Origin of the sequence: Actinotignum sp. UMB0459, assembly GCF_051905915.1 — a bacterium.
Taxonomy (GTDB): domain Bacteria; phylum Actinomycetota; class Actinomycetes; order Actinomycetales; family Actinomycetaceae; genus Actinotignum; species Actinotignum sanguinis.
This window is the reverse complement of the sequence record NZ_JBQAIK010000005.1, coordinates 1-15,110: the sequence shown is the minus strand read 5'-3', so window position 1 is coordinate 15,110 and position 15,110 is coordinate 1. Positions and strand designations below refer to the sequence as shown.

Below are 15,110 nucleotides of genomic sequence, written 5' to 3'. Positions count from 1 at the left end.
CACAAAGAAAGAGGTAAGCAATCATGAGTGAACAGACCGAAGACGTCATGGACGAAACCGTCGAAAGCCTCGCGGCGTTACTGAAAGCAGCCTCGATGATCGTCGCGCGCGTCCAGACCGAGTATGCCACGCATGTGCAGCGCTCGGCGCAACGCGCAGCCACCGCCCAGCAGGCATTCACCGCGCAACTCGGTGTGGCGCGTCCTTTCCTCGCTCAAGCAAGTAATGAGCGCTGGTGGGACTCGGCTAGCGCTCTTGATATAGCCCGCATGTATGGCCTCGCGGCGAAGTATGCCGGGGCTGACCCGCTCGCGGCGCAGGCTCTTGCGCGTGTTTCGTCTTTCCTGGAAGACCACGGAATCACCGCCGACATGATCAACGGTGCCGATACCGACTCGCTCACACCTGAGCAAGTCGATAAACTCACCGCAGCCCTGGACGCCAAACCTGACGTGGCGACACCGGACAAGACACCAGCGGCCACCACTCGTACGGCCGCAACCACCCCGAAGGCTGGCGTTCCGGGAGCCGGTGTGGAGAGCGAAGCGGCCGAGCCGGCCGCCCCGGTCTTGGGTATTGAGGCGATGAAGCAGAGGATAGCGCAGATGCGGGAGAAAGCCGCAGCAGCCGGCATCAAATTCGGCGAGGCTACCGGCGAAGGAGCACTCACCGGCGAATTGAGCGTGCAGGCTGCGTGCCCTGGTAACCCGGCCGCACGAGCGGCCGCAGTCGCGATGCCTGGCAAGAAGAAGCAGAAAGCAGAGAACGTGACCAGTGAACAGATATCTCTATCTAAATGACTGATGGGAATATTTGTTTCGGGGAGTAAGCGCGGCATGAGATATTGTGGTTCAAACCTCTTACCACGGTTCTTCATGCGCCCTTTCTAAGCAGTCGGCTTGAGTTCCTGGTCTATTTGCAGGTCTCGCAACGCGCTTTCAAAAAGCGCCACTTTTATATCCGGGCGGCCTAGAACCGTTTTGGGTGCGTAGTAGAAGCACAGGTAGAAAATGGTTATTGCCCCGGCAAGCTGATAGAGGTTGAGTGCAGGATCTCGTGACAGGAATTCCCCGTTTCTTCCTAACGCAAACACAGCGGTGAAAAGTGCCGCGAAGACAGCGCCAGCCAAACCGAGGAGGAGTCCCGGCGTGCTCCAGGCGGGACTCTTGAAAGATTTCGACATATCCGTCTCTAAACGGTGCACATTGTCAAGCATCAATGCAAGAACTTGCGTACCAGTGGAAATACCACGGTCGTGAAACAGCTCGCCAAGTTCACGGTACGCTCCGCTTTGTTGCCTCGAAATGGCGATTTGCCGGAAGTGAATGGATAATAGAACTAGGAATAAGATTCCAGCGCTCGCTCCAGCGGAGACATATACAACTGTAGAAATCTCGCTGGAGCGAATCATGCATTCAGTTGCCAATCCGCCGATTAAAAGTTCAGACATCAACCATAAACAAGCAGCCAGTGGCCCTCGCCATGGAGAAGCCTTGATAATTCCTTTAGATTCAAGGCGTTTCACATAGTCTTGGAATACAGACTTGAGGAACGGAGCTGATTGCGTATTTTCATTCACAGCTACGTCAGCAACACCACCACCGCCGTGCACCACTTGGCATTCGTGGCCACGCTTACTGGGAGGCTCTTTTGCTCGTCGTGAGACATCAAACGAAACCGAGAATTTCAACCGCATGGCGGTGTACCTCCCCACGAGCTTGATCGGCCCCGTCCGTTTTCCAATAACCTGGATCCTCACGAAGAGACAGCTCAATAAGCGGACGTAAGCCGAAAGATCTTTGTCGCACAGAAAATTTCAACCCCTCCCCAAGGATCATTATGCACATAGCATTCATGCCGGAGGGGATAATTAATCTGTGCTGTCCTCTAGATCGAATCTGAAGTATGGCAGTTCGTCAAAACTGTCTTGTGCTTCAAAGAAAGCAGAGTAGCAGTTGTATGCATCGTCTAGTAAGTCACGGTATGTTCGCACCATGATCTTATTGTCCGCCAGTGATTCCACGTTTCTCCTTGAGAGGTATCCGGTCGAGGAATGGGTTTTCAACGCTTTCTCAGGAGCAATAAAAACTGCTTCAACATCCTCAGGCTCGTAACGCAGCTGCAATTCCGTAGGAAGGCCAGATATAACAGCATTACGATATTCGTCAATCTGTTTTATTATGTCACCCTTGGTTACTTTGCTTGGTGCCGAATGCCCCGTACCGTCGTTTCGTTTTAGCTCAACAATGATCGGGAGTTCTTTCTCGGCTACTTCAACATATATATCAATGAATCTACGCTTATACTCCGCACCTCTCCCTTCGTGAAGCTTAACAAAATGCTGCCTCCTGTGTTCAATATGTTTTTTGGATTTTGTCGTCCTATTCCAGAAAGGATTAAGAAGCCACGGGTTATCGAAAAGGCAATCTTCGAAAGCTTTCTCCAGTTCGTAGGGTTTGTCGACCAGTGCTTTGAGTCTTTCTATAGCGTTGAAGCGTTTTGTCGCCACTTCCGCCATCTGAATGGTATCTCTGCGCGCAATATTGCCCAGATATTGAGTGATTAGCTCAAACAAGCCCCGTCCACCATTGCCTAAATCGTCAATTTTTTTACCAAGCTCGACTAATTCAAGGCTTTCAACGAGGGTTGTCACGCTGTTTACGAAAGCAATCTTTTCCGGATCAGACATCCACTGCTTATCGTCAAAATCTTCGAAAGACTCTATTGTACGCAAAAGCCTGGTATTCAGTTTTTGCTGCTCTGAAGAGAGTCCCTGTACCCATTTTTGATACTTTTTATCTTTTACTACTTGGTCGGGTAGTTGGTTAGATGCCGTTGCGTCTTTGTATGCGTCCCACTGGGCTATCGCTTTGCCTTCCATGGCTTTAGCGAGTTTCATAATTAATTCTACTTCCTCATCGGACTCGTCTAGCCCTTGTCGCGAGGAAGTTATGGGGTCTTCTGCACGGTCATTTAGGTAGTCTGCGTAGATCTCGCCTGTGACGTACTGGCCTCCCATCTGTGCAGACTGATTCGACGCTAGGAGGTTTTCGTCGGCGATTTTGTTATTGATGTACACAAGAACACCACCCAGCCCAATCTCTTTGAGACGTTTCGGTTTGTCAACTACCCCAAACCACGCTCTAATCCCCTTCTCGGAAACGAGAGAGTCAATTTCTTCCGCCGAAATACTGCTACCGGTTGTATGGACATATTGCGTTACTTCATCGGCTTCGGGGAACTGTTTCTTCATTTCTTCGTCCGTGAAGCCAACATAGTTCACCGCCTTTATGTGCTGATACAAAACATCAAATGGGGAAAGGTCTAGCTTTTCCCCATTCAGATGGATTTGAATCTCGCTATCGCGCAGTGAGAATCGGCGTGTTAGTTGGGTCTTCATACCTCTAACTGTTCCAGCCGTAATCTTGCGCCTGAGGTCCGAAATCTCGACGATAAGTCCGGTCTCATTACCGAAGTGGCTGACATCGGCTGGAAGTTCATCAAGATAGGTTACGGGAGCAGCGTAGGAGGTTGCGTTTTCTTTCTTGACCATATCGGAATAGCACAAGGTAAAGGACAACCATTTTGGAGATTCTGAGTCTTTGGTGTAAACCGTGTAGGAGTTACCGAGGCTGAAAGAGGCGAGCTTGCCTATACCCTTCTTCCCCATTGCGGGACGCTGAGTTTTACCTTCGGGAGTTTCGGTGGGTTCTTTCGGGTTGCCTATCGTTGCATACTGACGGGATACGACGTCCCGGGACATGCCGACCCCGTCGTCGGCTACGATGATTGAGTCCCCACCACTCTCCAGCTGCAACCATACATTGTCCGCGTATGCATCATAAGAATTTGCCACCAGTTCAGCTAGCGCTGATGGGGAACTTGTATAAAGTTTCCTACCCAAATGCGTGGCGGCCGTATTGGCGGTGTGGAATTCGATTGTGTCTGCAGCTTCCATAGCGTTATCTTACGGGAAGTAGTGGAGCAACGGTTGTGATATCGGCGTTTCATTCGCGTTTATTATCGTGCCTTTCCATAGTCGAGTCGCCGTGCAGGTACTGTCACTCGCTGGCCTGTTTTGAGTGGGCGGTGATTGATGTTCCGATAATCTCGCCGAGACGAGGTGGCACCGCGTTTCCGATCTGGACTGCTATCGGCTGGACGTGGTAGGCCGAGCCAACTTCGGGTGGAACGAACATGTATGTCTGCGGGAAAGTTTGAAGCATGGCTCCTTCACGCAAGCTTAATGCCCGGTCCTGGTCGGGGTGACCAAACCGTCCTGACCCGTATCCGATGAACTGGGTAGTGATTGTTGAGGAGAGCTTGTCCCAGGACAAGCGTCCGTAGACCGAGGTAAAGGTACTACCCGAAGCTTTGCGGTAAGCGTTCGGGAGAAGTTCTGTTGGCCATTCTTTCCATGTCCCCCCCGGCCGGGAAGCACGTATCCGGCGCAGGTTTATCTCGCTTAAGCCTCGTGCTCGATGCAGATTGTCTCTCGGATCTGTTTCCCCTGCTCCTAGCTTCGGGAGATTCCCAATTCTCTGGCGCAGTGTGACATAAGTCGTCTCGTCATGAGTCGGGGGGCGTAGCGAAATAGGCCCCAGCCGGGATGCGAGTAAAAGGAGCCTGCGGCGAGACTGCGGGACGCCGTAATCCGCTGTGTTTACGATGCGCCAGTCGATGTGGTAGTTCAGTTCCTTGAGAAGACTGGTGAATGCAGCGAAGATTGATTCGTGTGCAAGGTTCGGGACATTCTCCATAGATACGACATCGGGGAGAACGTCTTTCACCTGGACGCCGAAGTAATGTAGCAGCTCCATTTTTGCGCTTTTTGATGGCGCAGTAGCCGGCTGGCGATTATATGAAGAAAATGGCTGGCACGGTGCGCAGCCCATGAGCACGCGAATGTCAGTATCGCTTGGGTAGAGAGTGCTAATCTCTCCCTTCTGAATAGTTTTCACATCTTTGTGGAAGAATTGCGTTCCCGGGTTGTTAGTTTCGTATGCGAACCTACTCCGTTCTTCAATATCGTATCCTGCGAGCACGTCAATACCGGCGGCTCTCACTCCGTAAGTTAGGCCACCAACCCCGCAAAATAGATCCACGCTTCTAATTTTCATTGCATGCCAGTCTATAGGAGTAGTTGGACGGTAGTGGCCCCCGAGGGGCGTCACCTATCATCATAGTTCCTCGCGGAACCGGAATCATCAGTTACCCACTTTCCTAAACGACGCCACCCACTGTCACTTCAAGAGCGCAGTCTCGACAATCTTCCTAGCGTATCGCCGGGAAGTAGATAGCCGGGGTGGGTGCCGCTGGCACGGGTGCGTTTTCGCGCCTCGTAGCTACTTCTTCTCCTGTTTCTTGGGTGAAAGAAACGAACGGCAAGGAAAGGTCGGTGCCACTGCGTGCGTAGTGCGTTGTCTCCGAGCAGCCTTTAAACACGTTGTTGGGGTCCAGTAAGATTCTCATCATTGGGTCGGCGACGTCGGTAAACCAAGCGGCCAGGCCTCCGACGGGCCGCTCGAAGCGGTATATTTCCCAGGCTTCCCACATGGCCCGTATCCGCACGCGGGCTTCGGGATGGTCCCATCATAGGGGACACCACAGACAGCCAGTGTTGATGCTCCGGCGGTAGTTTGGGGCGAGCCATTTCTCGAAAAACTGGAATTCATCGGCATACATTGGCTTGAATTTTCGCTCTTTGGCTGCCATCACGTTCCCTCTCTTTTTTGTGTGCTTCTCGGCTTGAGCCTACCTCTGGCGTCAGAGGCCATGCCCGACGCTCGGGGTGCTGCCCTGCTCGGGTTCCCCGAGTCCAAGACCGTGCCCGTTACCGAACTGGATATCTGTGCGCGCACTGCCGTTGTATAGGCTCCAGTCCACCGGATTGTATTCCGCTCCTCGCAGCCGACTACCGGCGTCGGTGCGTGGTTCGGGCGCAGCCAGACTGGCTAAAGCGGTTTTGGTTTCTTTTAGCGTGCGGCGGGCGAGTGTTAGTTCGCCGTGGGCGGCCTGGAGCCGGTTAATACCGGTGACGATACGTTCCATTGAGTCCATGACTTGGTTACTGACCCATGCGGCGCGGCTGCGCGGCCGTGCCATAGCACTGAGTGCACGTAGCCCGCTGGTAAACGCGGGCGAGTAGCGACGAGGCGCAGGTGCGTGTTTGGTTTGGGCGCGCCGGCCTAGGACTTGGGATGCACGGGCAAACGGGCGGCCGTGTTCCGGGCCGTAAGCATTGGCTAGGCCGGCGAAGAGTGCGGATGCACGCCCGCAACTATCTGCCACCGCCACACAATCGCTGGCGTCGGCGTGCTCAATGTCGGTGATAGTCGCCGTGAGTGCTTTCCCGAACTCACTCCACACCCGCACCTCATCAACCTCGCTTGTGCGGGAGGCGGGTTTCCAGATCGCTACCGCGCTCGATCGCGTAAGCTGATTGTCCCACCAGTGCTCCCGCAACACCGACAAAGCGACGTCGGCCGACATGCGCGTCATGGAATACCACGTGGGTTTGTACCCGGGTTCAGGTTTAGCGGCCATCGAATACGAAACCGCCTCACTTGCTTCGTCGTCAAGGCGTACCGATACGAGCAATCCCGATGAGCGTAGCCGGGTGGCGAAGTCGCTCTCACTGGCGACGCTGCCGGCGATGTCTCGGATTTTTTCTTCAAGCACACGTGCCTGCTCAGGCGTATGCGGCATGGGCGACTTGAGCGGGTTCCAGAGGTCGGCTGCTTTGCGACGCTCGTCTAAATTGTCGTCCCACTGGGTGCGTAGGCGGGTGAGGGTGAGGTCGCGGGCAACCCTGCCCGCGCCAATCCAGATAGCACGTTTACCGGGTTCTTGTTTGGTGACGGTGTAGGCGACGACACCTTGGCCTTTCGCATATCGGGGCCGGAACTGTATGCCGTGACGGAGGAGTTCTTCGAGGTATTCAGCTTCGGTAGAAGCTGCCCCGGCGGCCAGTCGCATCGCTGTCTCTAAATCGAGACGCAACTCCTTATTGTCCTCATTCTTATAGCCGCGGCTGGCGTAGTTATGTTTGCGTGACTCGAGGACCGCTAGCCCGTATTTTTCCTCGAGTACGGTGCAGACTTCCTGCGAGCGTTTGTAGTCCAACCACGTGTTTGCTTTGGTGCCATCTTCACGCACGAGCACGAGCGCGATATGGATATGGTCGCCGCCATTCTTGGTGAATCCGTGGCGCACAGCTATCCACTGGCACGGCGACTTTGGATTGTTTGCTCGGTTGTCGAATTCCATTCCCTCCACAAAATCACGCGCAATATCGCCCCATGTTTCGTCGCTCAAAGGTTCTTCATCCGGATGCAAAGACAAGCTGCAATGCCAGACGTGTGCGGGTGTTTTTTCTTTCGACACCGGGATAGCCCGCTCTTCGTTATAGTCCCAGCGGGTGACTTCCCCGAGGATTTGAGTGCCGTGTTCGAGCCTGTTTTGGTCGAGGAGTTTCGCGACGATTCTTTTTTCGTCTTGCTCGAGCACGCGCCCGCCGTATGCCCACTCGGCGGCGATGTCTTCACTGCCGGAAATGATGTGTTGGTTAGTGTGTTCGTTCGCGCGCCCCGGTCCAAACAAGTAACGCACTAGGCCGGCGACGTCGCCGCCGCGCATGATGTTTGGGATCATAAAAGCTCCACCAACCTGATGCGCAAGAGGTTGATTTGGTTGACTTGGGAGCGCAGCTGCGCGGCTACCTCACGCGCCTCCACAGGAAAGCTTTGTTCGCTGTTTGCCCAGTGCGCGATCTGGTTAATGTTCGTGGCTTCGCCTTGGATTTGACGCCGGAGTTTGCGTAGCTCGGCGAGCACCTCGCGTATCTCTCCGGCACTCACTTGCTCAACCTTGCGACCCAATCCGAAGCGCACCAAATAGTCCGACATGGAGACGCGTTCGCCCGCAGCTTTCATTTTCAATTCTTCATATTGAGAGTGCTTGAGTTTGAGGTGGAAGGAGCGGCGCGGGTCGTCTTTCGGTGCCGTCGAGGCGTACGTGATCGGCACGTGCACCTGCTGAGTATCGCTCGCCATCACGCCACCACCTTTCCCGCAAATAGGCCGCGGTCCGCGCGCACAGCGCGCGGAAACTCGGGCGGCCCCTTACGGCTAGTATAGCCCCTCAAGCTGATTCGTGCACACGAATCTTTAGCTTGCTCCACGCCACTCGTGGCGTGGAGGTTACGCGCAGCGCTGAGCGGGTTGGCCGGGGCGGGTGGCCGCGTAGCGGCCGGGCGCTCCGATTTGCGCGCGCCCAGGGCGCGCGCCTGCGGGGCCGCGGGGTGTGGTTGGGTGGGTGGTGGATTGGGTGTGCAGAGGGGCCGGGTGGCGCGTTCTCATCCGTGCCAACTTTGTTGGCACGGGCCTCGGGGGTCCAGGGGCACGGGTGCCCCTGGCGGAGTGTGAGGCAGAGCCTCACCCCACCCGCAAACAGGCAGGGAAGGGTAGCGCGTGGCGTGGGCAGTGCGAATTGTTGCCAAGTTTCTTGTCGGGGTCGTGTGCGTGCAAAGCCCCCTAGTTAGTAGCACCGCAAAAAAGAGCGGCGCAGTGATGTAAGGAGAATTTTCGTGGACGAAAACATGGACGCTAACGCGATGACAAGCAGCGCTGGATGCGCGAGTAAAGAGGTGGAGGCGTTGCGTGCGGCCGAGCAAGAACGCTTCAACAAACGACTCGAGGCGGGTGTGCACTTGCAAGAAATAGCGGCGCGCCTGCGCGTGCTTGAGGGTGAGTATCGGGGTGCGTGGACGCAGGCTTTGAAGTCCGGGTGGAGTGAGCGCGAACTGAAAACCTACGGACTAAACGCTCCGGCACAAGCACGTAAAAAGCCGCGCACCAAACGCACGACTAGTGCGAGCGCAGACGCGCACAACGTGGAGCAAACAAGCAACGAAGAACAAGGCGCGATGTAGTCGGTTACGAAACGCGCGGCGGGCGGGACCCCGTGCATGTGGGTGTCCCGCCCGCCGCGTGTTTCGGCATCGCAGTTTGTTACATGAGTGCGTCACCGTGCTCGCGCGGATCGGCCGCTTCACGTGCACCAATAGTGCGTGCTGCGTTTACCGCACGGCTCACCGCAGTGAAGATTGGAGCGGCCGCTTGGCGCTTATAGTTCGCCGCGCAATACGCCTTGTATTGTGCACGTACCTCACTTGCGTCGTCGTTCCATGTCGGGTCGACGGCGTGGCAGTAACGTGCGTCTTCTCGGTTGCCGAGGAGGAGTGCGCGTACGACCTGCGCTGCCCCGCGTAGATGTGCTTCGCGGGGTTGGTCTTCGCGGTAGGCGGCGCTTGTTTCAGATCCGGGATACGCGAAAAGGGAGTGGCGATAACGGTTGGGCAGGAGTGCATCAACCTCGGGATCAAGGAACACTATCGTTCCCGCGCTCTCATAGGTTGCGGTTTCAATACCCGGGGCAAGCACCTCCACGCGCTCGGGTGTTTCGCCTTTGTAGATAGGTGGAACATACCGCACGTTCATGCTCTCCTCACTAGTGACGTCATCCGCGTCTGCGGTCTCAAGATCACGCGCCACGGGTTCGGTTTGTGCATCGACGTCGGCGCTCCACCCGGGCGCTACCTCGTCGAGATAGGCGGCGTCTTGGCGCGAGTCGAGGAGCAACGCACGGGCGACTTGCCCGCTCCCCGCAATGTTGCCGGTGTGCTCAATATCCAGGTCTGGGTAGGCGTAGAGTGCGGGTTCGCCGGGTTCCGGGAAAAGTCGTTGATACGGCACCCCGACTCGCTGGTTATGTTCCTCGTCAAGGAAGGTAACGACGCTCTCACCGTACTTCGCAATGAATACACCAGGCGCAGCCTCAGTGAGAGCCGTGCGCTCGACACCGTCGTAGAGAGTAGGGATACTCGGCCGTATCGCGGCTGCTGACTGTTCTTCGCCGATGGGCGTGGCGACGTCGCTAGTCGCCTCCACCGCATCCCCACGTTCGCTTTGCTCGCTGTGGTTATCGGTGTCCGCTAGCGTTTCGCCTTCCTGCTGGCCCTCGTCGAGTGGGGTGCGGTGGACGAGTGGCTGCGCCACCGTCCCGGGTGCGTGGGTGAGGGGGTCGGCCATGGCTTCCAGCTCGAGAAGGTCTGCCACAAACAGGAGTGTTTTGGCGTTGCTTGTTAGGCGCGTGAGGGCTTGGCCGTTTTGACTGCCGGCAACAATCCCGAGCACCTCCCAGGTGTATTCGCGTGACTCGTAGCGTGCGACCACGGGGAGGATTTGCCAATTCTCGATAGTGTCTATCGGTGTTGGTTTGGGTGGGAGGGGAATACGCGGCCACGAAGCCAACCCCTCAAAGAATCCCTCGTGTTCCTCATATTTAATGCCTTCCCGGAAACGCGCCTCTTGTTCGCGGTGGGCTTTGGCGTCTCCTTGGTCTTCAAGGGCGAGAGTGATTTCTTTCGAGCGCGCCCGCACCCGTGCGTATTCGCTCTCGTGTGGGAAGGCTTTGGTGGAGAGTTCTTGGGCGCTTTGGGCTTCTTCCCGTAGGAACTCGAGGTTTTCTTTTTCTTCCTCAAGACGCTGCGGCAAAGACGCCACGAGGTTTTCTAGGCGCTGGATAAGACCACTCTGGCCACGCTGCAAAATCGAGAGCGGGATACCGGCCCGTGGCCCATACCGCACGTCTTTCAAATCGAGCGGTGTAAAGACCATGGAGACGTCGGAAACCGTGCCCATCCGGCTGTCGGCCTCAACGCGCGCGATATCAAGCTCGATACCACCCAACTCTATTCTCACCCCTTGCGGCACCGAATACGTGCCGCCCGTGCGGCGCACGTTCTCGATGATGTAGGGCGATATGCGAACCGATACAGCCCGCGAGAGGGCCTGGGCGGCCGCTGCCCGCTCCGTAAACACACCCTGCTCAATCCGGATCGAGAACCGATCCCCACTCGTATCACGTATGTAGCCCTGGAGGCCCTCCAACGTGGCGATGGTTTTCCCACTCGCCCGAATACGCAGGTCGAGGGTGCGGGTGTCGTCAATGGCCCGGTTACGAGTCCTCTGCCAAGACGAATGCAAGGCCCGATATTTTTGTAAGGTCGCGTCCACTTCGCACTTCTCCAACAGGAGCGGGTTGCCGGTAGCGATTGCTTTCGCACGCCCGGCCTCCATCTCCTCCGGAGAGACATCCTCAACAGAACGCGTACCAGTCTTGTTCGTCATGATCTGCGCGATCGAGCGAGCCTTCCTCTCGTTCGTCTGCCACATATAGGCAGCAAACGAACCCGTCACCACATACCTATAGTTGTAGACTTCTGGGTTTTCATTCCCTTGGCGGACCATACGGCCGTCGCGCTGGGTAATGTCGGTCGGCCGCCACGGCACGTCAAGATGGTGGGTGGCGATGCAGCGTTTTTGGACATTCGTACCCGTGCCCATTTTTTGGGTTGAGCCAATCAAAACCGCAACCCTCCCCTCACGGCAATCCCGGAACAATTCTTCTTTTGCTGCATTATTGGGTGCTTCGTGGATGAACCGCACCGAGCCTTCCGGCAGACCCAGCTCATAGAGTTCGCTTCGGAGTGCATCGTAAGTATTCCACCCAGGCTTGGGGGTGTCGTAGTCGCAGAAAACCAGCTGCAACGCACCCGGGATAGCGGATTCGGCGCCATCGATGCCGCTGTAGCGGTTGTCTTTAGTCTGTTCCCATATCCGGTAGATATTACGGGCGGCGACTTCACTGACCGGGTGGTCGATAGGTTCGCGTCCGCGCAACCGTAGGTCAAGCGCACCAAGCCGCCCATCAGTACTTAGTGCGAGCATATTGTCGTTGCCGCTGCTCCCCGCAGCGATGCGGTCCGCGCGGCGCGCGATATCGTCCATGAACGCTCGCATGTTTTCTCCGCCGTCAATGGAGACGATTTGCGGGGCACGCTCACCATCCGCGTTTGGTGCAAGCAGGGGGATGTTGAGGGAGAGTTCGGCCGATGTTTTGACGTCGGCCGTGATACCCCACAAACTCAAAAATTCTGGCAAATTGTGGAAGCGGGAGATGCGGGTACGCATGCGGAATCCCCCGGAGGGTGAGATTTCGGCTTTGCGTTCCGAGCGGGTGAAGGTCGCCGCGAACGCGTCGAAAGGCTCGATACCGGCGTCTTTGAGGACGCTGGGTGCGAGGTATCGCATCATCGTGTGCGCTTCAGCCAGCGAGTTGGAGATGGGGGTGGCGGTTGCGAGCGTGCAGATGCGCCCACCCGGATTCTTCGAGCGTAAATAGTGGAGTTTCATGTCCAGGTCGGCAGTATATTCATTGCCTTTGCCCGCGCCAACGCCCTCCAGTTTCGTGATGATCTGGAGGTTTTTGTAGCGGTGGGCTTCGTCGGCGATGATATAGTCGATGCCGGTTTCCTCAAACGAGATACCGGGGTCGGTGGGGTGATCAAGCGCCTTTTTCAGGGAGCTTTCCAGTGACTTTATTTGGTTGGTCATATCTTGGATTGTGGAGGAAGAATCACTGGCCTTAATGGCTTCCTCCAGCTCATCAATGCGCGCCTCAATGTATTCTGCCTGGGTTTTATTTGAGCAGCCCAGGGCCTTGAATTGCTCGCGGGTCATGACGACGGAGTCCCAGTCGTTGGTGGCGACTTTCGCAACAAACTCGCGCCGCCCGCTCTTCGTTAGATCATCAGGGGTAGCGGTTAGCACACGCGCCGCGGGGTAGGTCTGCTGGAACTCCGAGGCAAACTGGAACAAGACATTTGCCGGGACGGCAATCACGGGTTTGTGGATGAGGCCGAGGCGTTTGAGTTCCATCGCCCCCATAATCATGGTTTTTGTCTTGCCTGCCCCAACCTGATGGAATAGCCCGACCGCTTCTTGGTAGATCATGCGTGCCACGCCAGAGCGCTGATGCGAATACGGGACGATGTCTTTCGCCAGGCCCGGGAGGGTGAGCTTCTCGCCCATGCCTGTGTAGTCGCGGGGCACAAACGAGTTAAACATTTCGTTGTAGCGGGCCTCTAGGCGCGATGCGCGCTCGCCGGCTGCCCAGACCCATTCGGTGAAAGCGGTGGCCATGGCTTCCATTTTCTGGGCGACGGCGGCGGTTTCGGCGCGGTCGATGAATTCTTCACCGTCGATGGTTTTAGATTTCACCGTGATAGGGGTGTGATTGAGAAGCGCCTCAAAAATCTGAGTGCCGCTACGGCGTTCCGTGTTCCATATGCGGCGGGCCTTTGCGGAAGGCTGGTAGCCGTCCTGGACGGCTTTCCAAGCACCGGTAACCGGGTTATAGCCGACCTGCCCGACGCGCTGTTGGTGCCAGCCCATGACGACCTCGGAGTAGAAGTCGTGGTGGTCTTTAACGCTTATCCACGGAGCGCCCGGGCTGATCTCGATATCAGAGAGCGAGAGCGGTTCAGGCATGACAGATTTGAGAGCCGCGATATTCTCGCTCATGCGGGCATCGGTTTCGAGCGCGTCTTCGGCGGCCACCACCTTGGCGTGGATATTGCCCGACAGATAAGCGCTGCGCTCGACTAGCTCACCAGTCTCCGGGTCCATAAACGTGTGGTCGTGTAAGCCGGCAATCACTTCCTCGCTAGGTTGGCCGGTGAGGTAGCTAATGTATTCGGTATCGACGCGGCCTTTCTCGGCCATGCAGATAGCCAGCGCGTCTTCGACGCTGTCGGCCCCGAGTGGTTTGAAGGTGATGCCGATTTGGCGGCGCTCAAGGATCCCGGCCGGGCGTGCCATGCGGGTGTCTTTATCGAAGATTTCGATAGCCATGGTCAGGGCGGCATCCGGGTCGGTGCGGAAGACTCTCACGGCTGGTACGTCGATCCAGGAGAGTTTTTCTTCTCCTGTTTTCTTATCCGTATACCACCGCTCCCTCTGGGAATTCAACGGCCCGAACTTGGCAACATATGCCTCATAGGAGGCTTTCAAGCTACTGCGGGCGTGGTTGAGTGCGGGCGGGTTTTCCTGGGTTTGGGACTCAAACTCCACCAACGCACGAGTTTGGTCGCGTAGCTTGAGGAGCGCAGTGAGCTGGGCGGACGCGTTTTTCGCGACCTTCACGGGCACATTCCCGGTTGCGGTGTAACGCTCGAAGCCTTCTTCTGTTTTCGTGATGCGACCGAGCTTTTCCTGGTCGACCGGGCGCAGCGCAATCTCGCCCTCATACCTCTCTTGGCGTGGGGTGAAGACAAGACCAGCAGCCCGCGCCTGAGACGTAATCGTCTCCAACGCGGTAGAAAGCTTAGTCCCGAGGGCGGCGGTGTCACCTTTCACGCTCAACGCTGCCCCGTATTGGTTGGTGGTTTCTTCCCACTCCCCTAAGACATGGTCGGGGTGCGCCTGGAAGTATTCGTTGACCGGGTACTCGCCCTCACCGACCTCGAGGAGCGGCGCGTATTCCCAGTCAAACGGTCGCGGCTCGTCGCCTTTCTCCCGCCGCCGGAAGATCAAGATGTCGGAGACGACATCAGTGCCAGCCATCTCTTGATGCGTACCGGAAGGGAGTCGGATAGCACCGACGAGGTCGGCGCGCGCATAGAGTTCGCGGCGCACCCCTGGATTCTTTGCGTCCATGGTGTAACGCGATGTCAAGACGGCGACAATGCCGCCGGGCCGCACCTGCGCTAACGCCTTGGAGATGAAGTAGTTGTGAATAGTGTGGCCACCGGGATTATAGACCGGGTCATACGGGCGGAAGCTACCGAACGGCACGTTCCCGATAGCGGCGTCAAAATAACCGTGCTCGTCGAGGTCCGTGTCCGTATAAGACTGTGCTCGTATGTCGGCGTTGGGGTAGAGCTTGGCGGCGATAGTGGCCGGTGTCGGGTCAATCTCAACACCAACCATCCGAGTGTTTTCGGGTGCGGTGCCGATAAAAGTGCCGACACCGCAGCCGGGTTCCACCACCCGCGCGCCTTCCGCCAACCCTAACGACTGGAGGGACTGCCAAAGGAGGCGGGCGATAGTGGGCTGGGTGTAGTGGGCATTCGCCGTGGACTGTAACGCCCGCTTATAAGCCGCCTCATCCACAAGAGACTGCAAAGTCTCGCGTTCACGCTCGTAAGTGTCGGTACGGGTGTCGAAAAGCGCCGAGAGGCCTCCCCACCCGGAAAACCGCGCCAA

Annotated in this window: 8 protein-coding genes and 1 pseudogene; 2 read left to right on the top strand and 7 right to left on the bottom strand. The window is 56.7% G+C overall.

The window, feature by feature from the left end; translation table 11 throughout:
* Positions 1-23 precede the first annotated feature (23 nt).
* On the top strand, positions 24-800 hold the full coding sequence (locus ACTFPK_RS01310; protein WP_274736509.1) for a hypothetical protein: 777 nt from the start codon (positions 24-26) through the stop codon (positions 798-800).
* An 86-nt stretch (positions 801-886) separates the two neighbouring features.
* On the opposite strand, the gene ACTFPK_RS01305 is transcribed toward ACTFPK_RS01310, so the two are convergent.
* From ACTFPK_RS01305 to ACTFPK_RS01280, 6 genes and pseudogenes are all read right to left on the bottom strand, one after another.
* On the bottom strand, positions 887-1,696 hold the full coding sequence (locus tag ACTFPK_RS01305; RefSeq protein WP_439910928.1) for a hypothetical protein: 810 nt from the start codon (positions 1,694-1,696) through the stop codon (positions 887-889).
* A gap of 174 nt (positions 1,697-1,870) precedes the next feature.
* A complete protein-coding gene (locus tag ACTFPK_RS01300; RefSeq protein ID WP_274755735.1) occupies positions 1,871-3,958 on the bottom strand; it encodes an ATP-binding protein in 2,088 nt (695 codons plus the stop codon).
* 103 nt (positions 3,959-4,061) lie between these two features.
* Positions 4,062-5,120, bottom strand: a complete 1,059-nt coding sequence (locus ACTFPK_RS01295; protein ID WP_284897345.1) for a DNA cytosine methyltransferase — start codon at positions 5,118-5,120, stop codon at positions 4,062-4,064.
* Between the two features lie 154 nt (positions 5,121-5,274).
* Positions 5,275-5,580 (bottom strand): annotated as a pseudogene (locus ACTFPK_RS01290) (DUF4913 domain-containing protein); the annotation flags it as partial.
* A gap of 186 nt (positions 5,581-5,766) precedes the next feature.
* Positions 5,767-7,653 carry a relaxase/mobilization nuclease domain-containing protein gene (locus tag ACTFPK_RS01285; RefSeq protein WP_284897347.1) on the bottom strand — a complete coding sequence of 629 codons (1,887 nt, stop codon included), beginning with the start codon at positions 7,651-7,653 and terminating at the stop codon, positions 5,767-5,769.
* Positions 7,650-8,054 carry a MobC family plasmid mobilization relaxosome protein gene (locus tag ACTFPK_RS01280; protein ID WP_274736513.1) on the bottom strand — a complete coding sequence of 135 codons (405 nt, stop codon included), beginning with the start codon at positions 8,052-8,054 and terminating at the stop codon, positions 7,650-7,652. The genes ACTFPK_RS01285 and ACTFPK_RS01280 overlap by 4 nt, the downstream gene beginning before the upstream one ends.
* 533 nt (positions 8,055-8,587) lie before the next feature.
* Between ACTFPK_RS01280 and ACTFPK_RS01275 the strand changes: the two genes are divergently transcribed.
* Positions 8,588-8,932, top strand: coding sequence for a hypothetical protein (locus ACTFPK_RS01275; protein WP_274733743.1), 345 nt, complete (start codon positions 8,588-8,590; stop codon positions 8,930-8,932).
* A gap of 79 nt (positions 8,933-9,011) precedes the next feature.
* Here the strand turns inward: ACTFPK_RS01275 and ACTFPK_RS01270 are convergent, their stop codons facing one another.
* Positions 9,012-15,017 carry a hypothetical protein gene (locus ACTFPK_RS01270; RefSeq protein WP_439910927.1) on the bottom strand — a complete coding sequence of 2,002 codons (6,006 nt, stop codon included), beginning with the start codon at positions 15,015-15,017 and terminating at the stop codon, positions 9,012-9,014.
* Positions 15,018-15,110 lie beyond the last annotated feature (93 nt).

What these genes read in the sequence shown, in the direction of transcription:
- ACTFPK_RS01310 (WP_274736509.1), top strand. Translation starts at nt 24, where the DNA reads ATGAGTGAACAGACCGAAGACGTCATGGACGAAACCGTCGAAAGCCTC.
- ACTFPK_RS01305 (WP_439910928.1), bottom strand. Translation starts at nt 1,696, where the DNA reads ATGCGGTTGAAATTCTCGGTTTCGTTTGATGTCTCACGACGAGCAAAA.
- ACTFPK_RS01300 (WP_274755735.1), bottom strand. Translation starts at nt 3,958, where the DNA reads ATGGAAGCTGCAGACACAATCGAATTCCACACCGCCAATACGGCCGCC.
- ACTFPK_RS01295 (WP_284897345.1), bottom strand. Translation starts at nt 5,120, where the DNA reads ATGAAAATTAGAAGCGTGGATCTATTTTGCGGGGTTGGTGGCCTAACT.
- ACTFPK_RS01285 (WP_284897347.1), bottom strand. Translation starts at nt 7,653, where the DNA reads ATGATCCCAAACATCATGCGCGGCGGCGACGTCGCCGGCCTAGTGCGT.
- ACTFPK_RS01280 (WP_274736513.1), bottom strand. Translation starts at nt 8,054, where the DNA reads ATGGCGAGCGATACTCAGCAGGTGCACGTGCCGATCACGTACGCCTCG.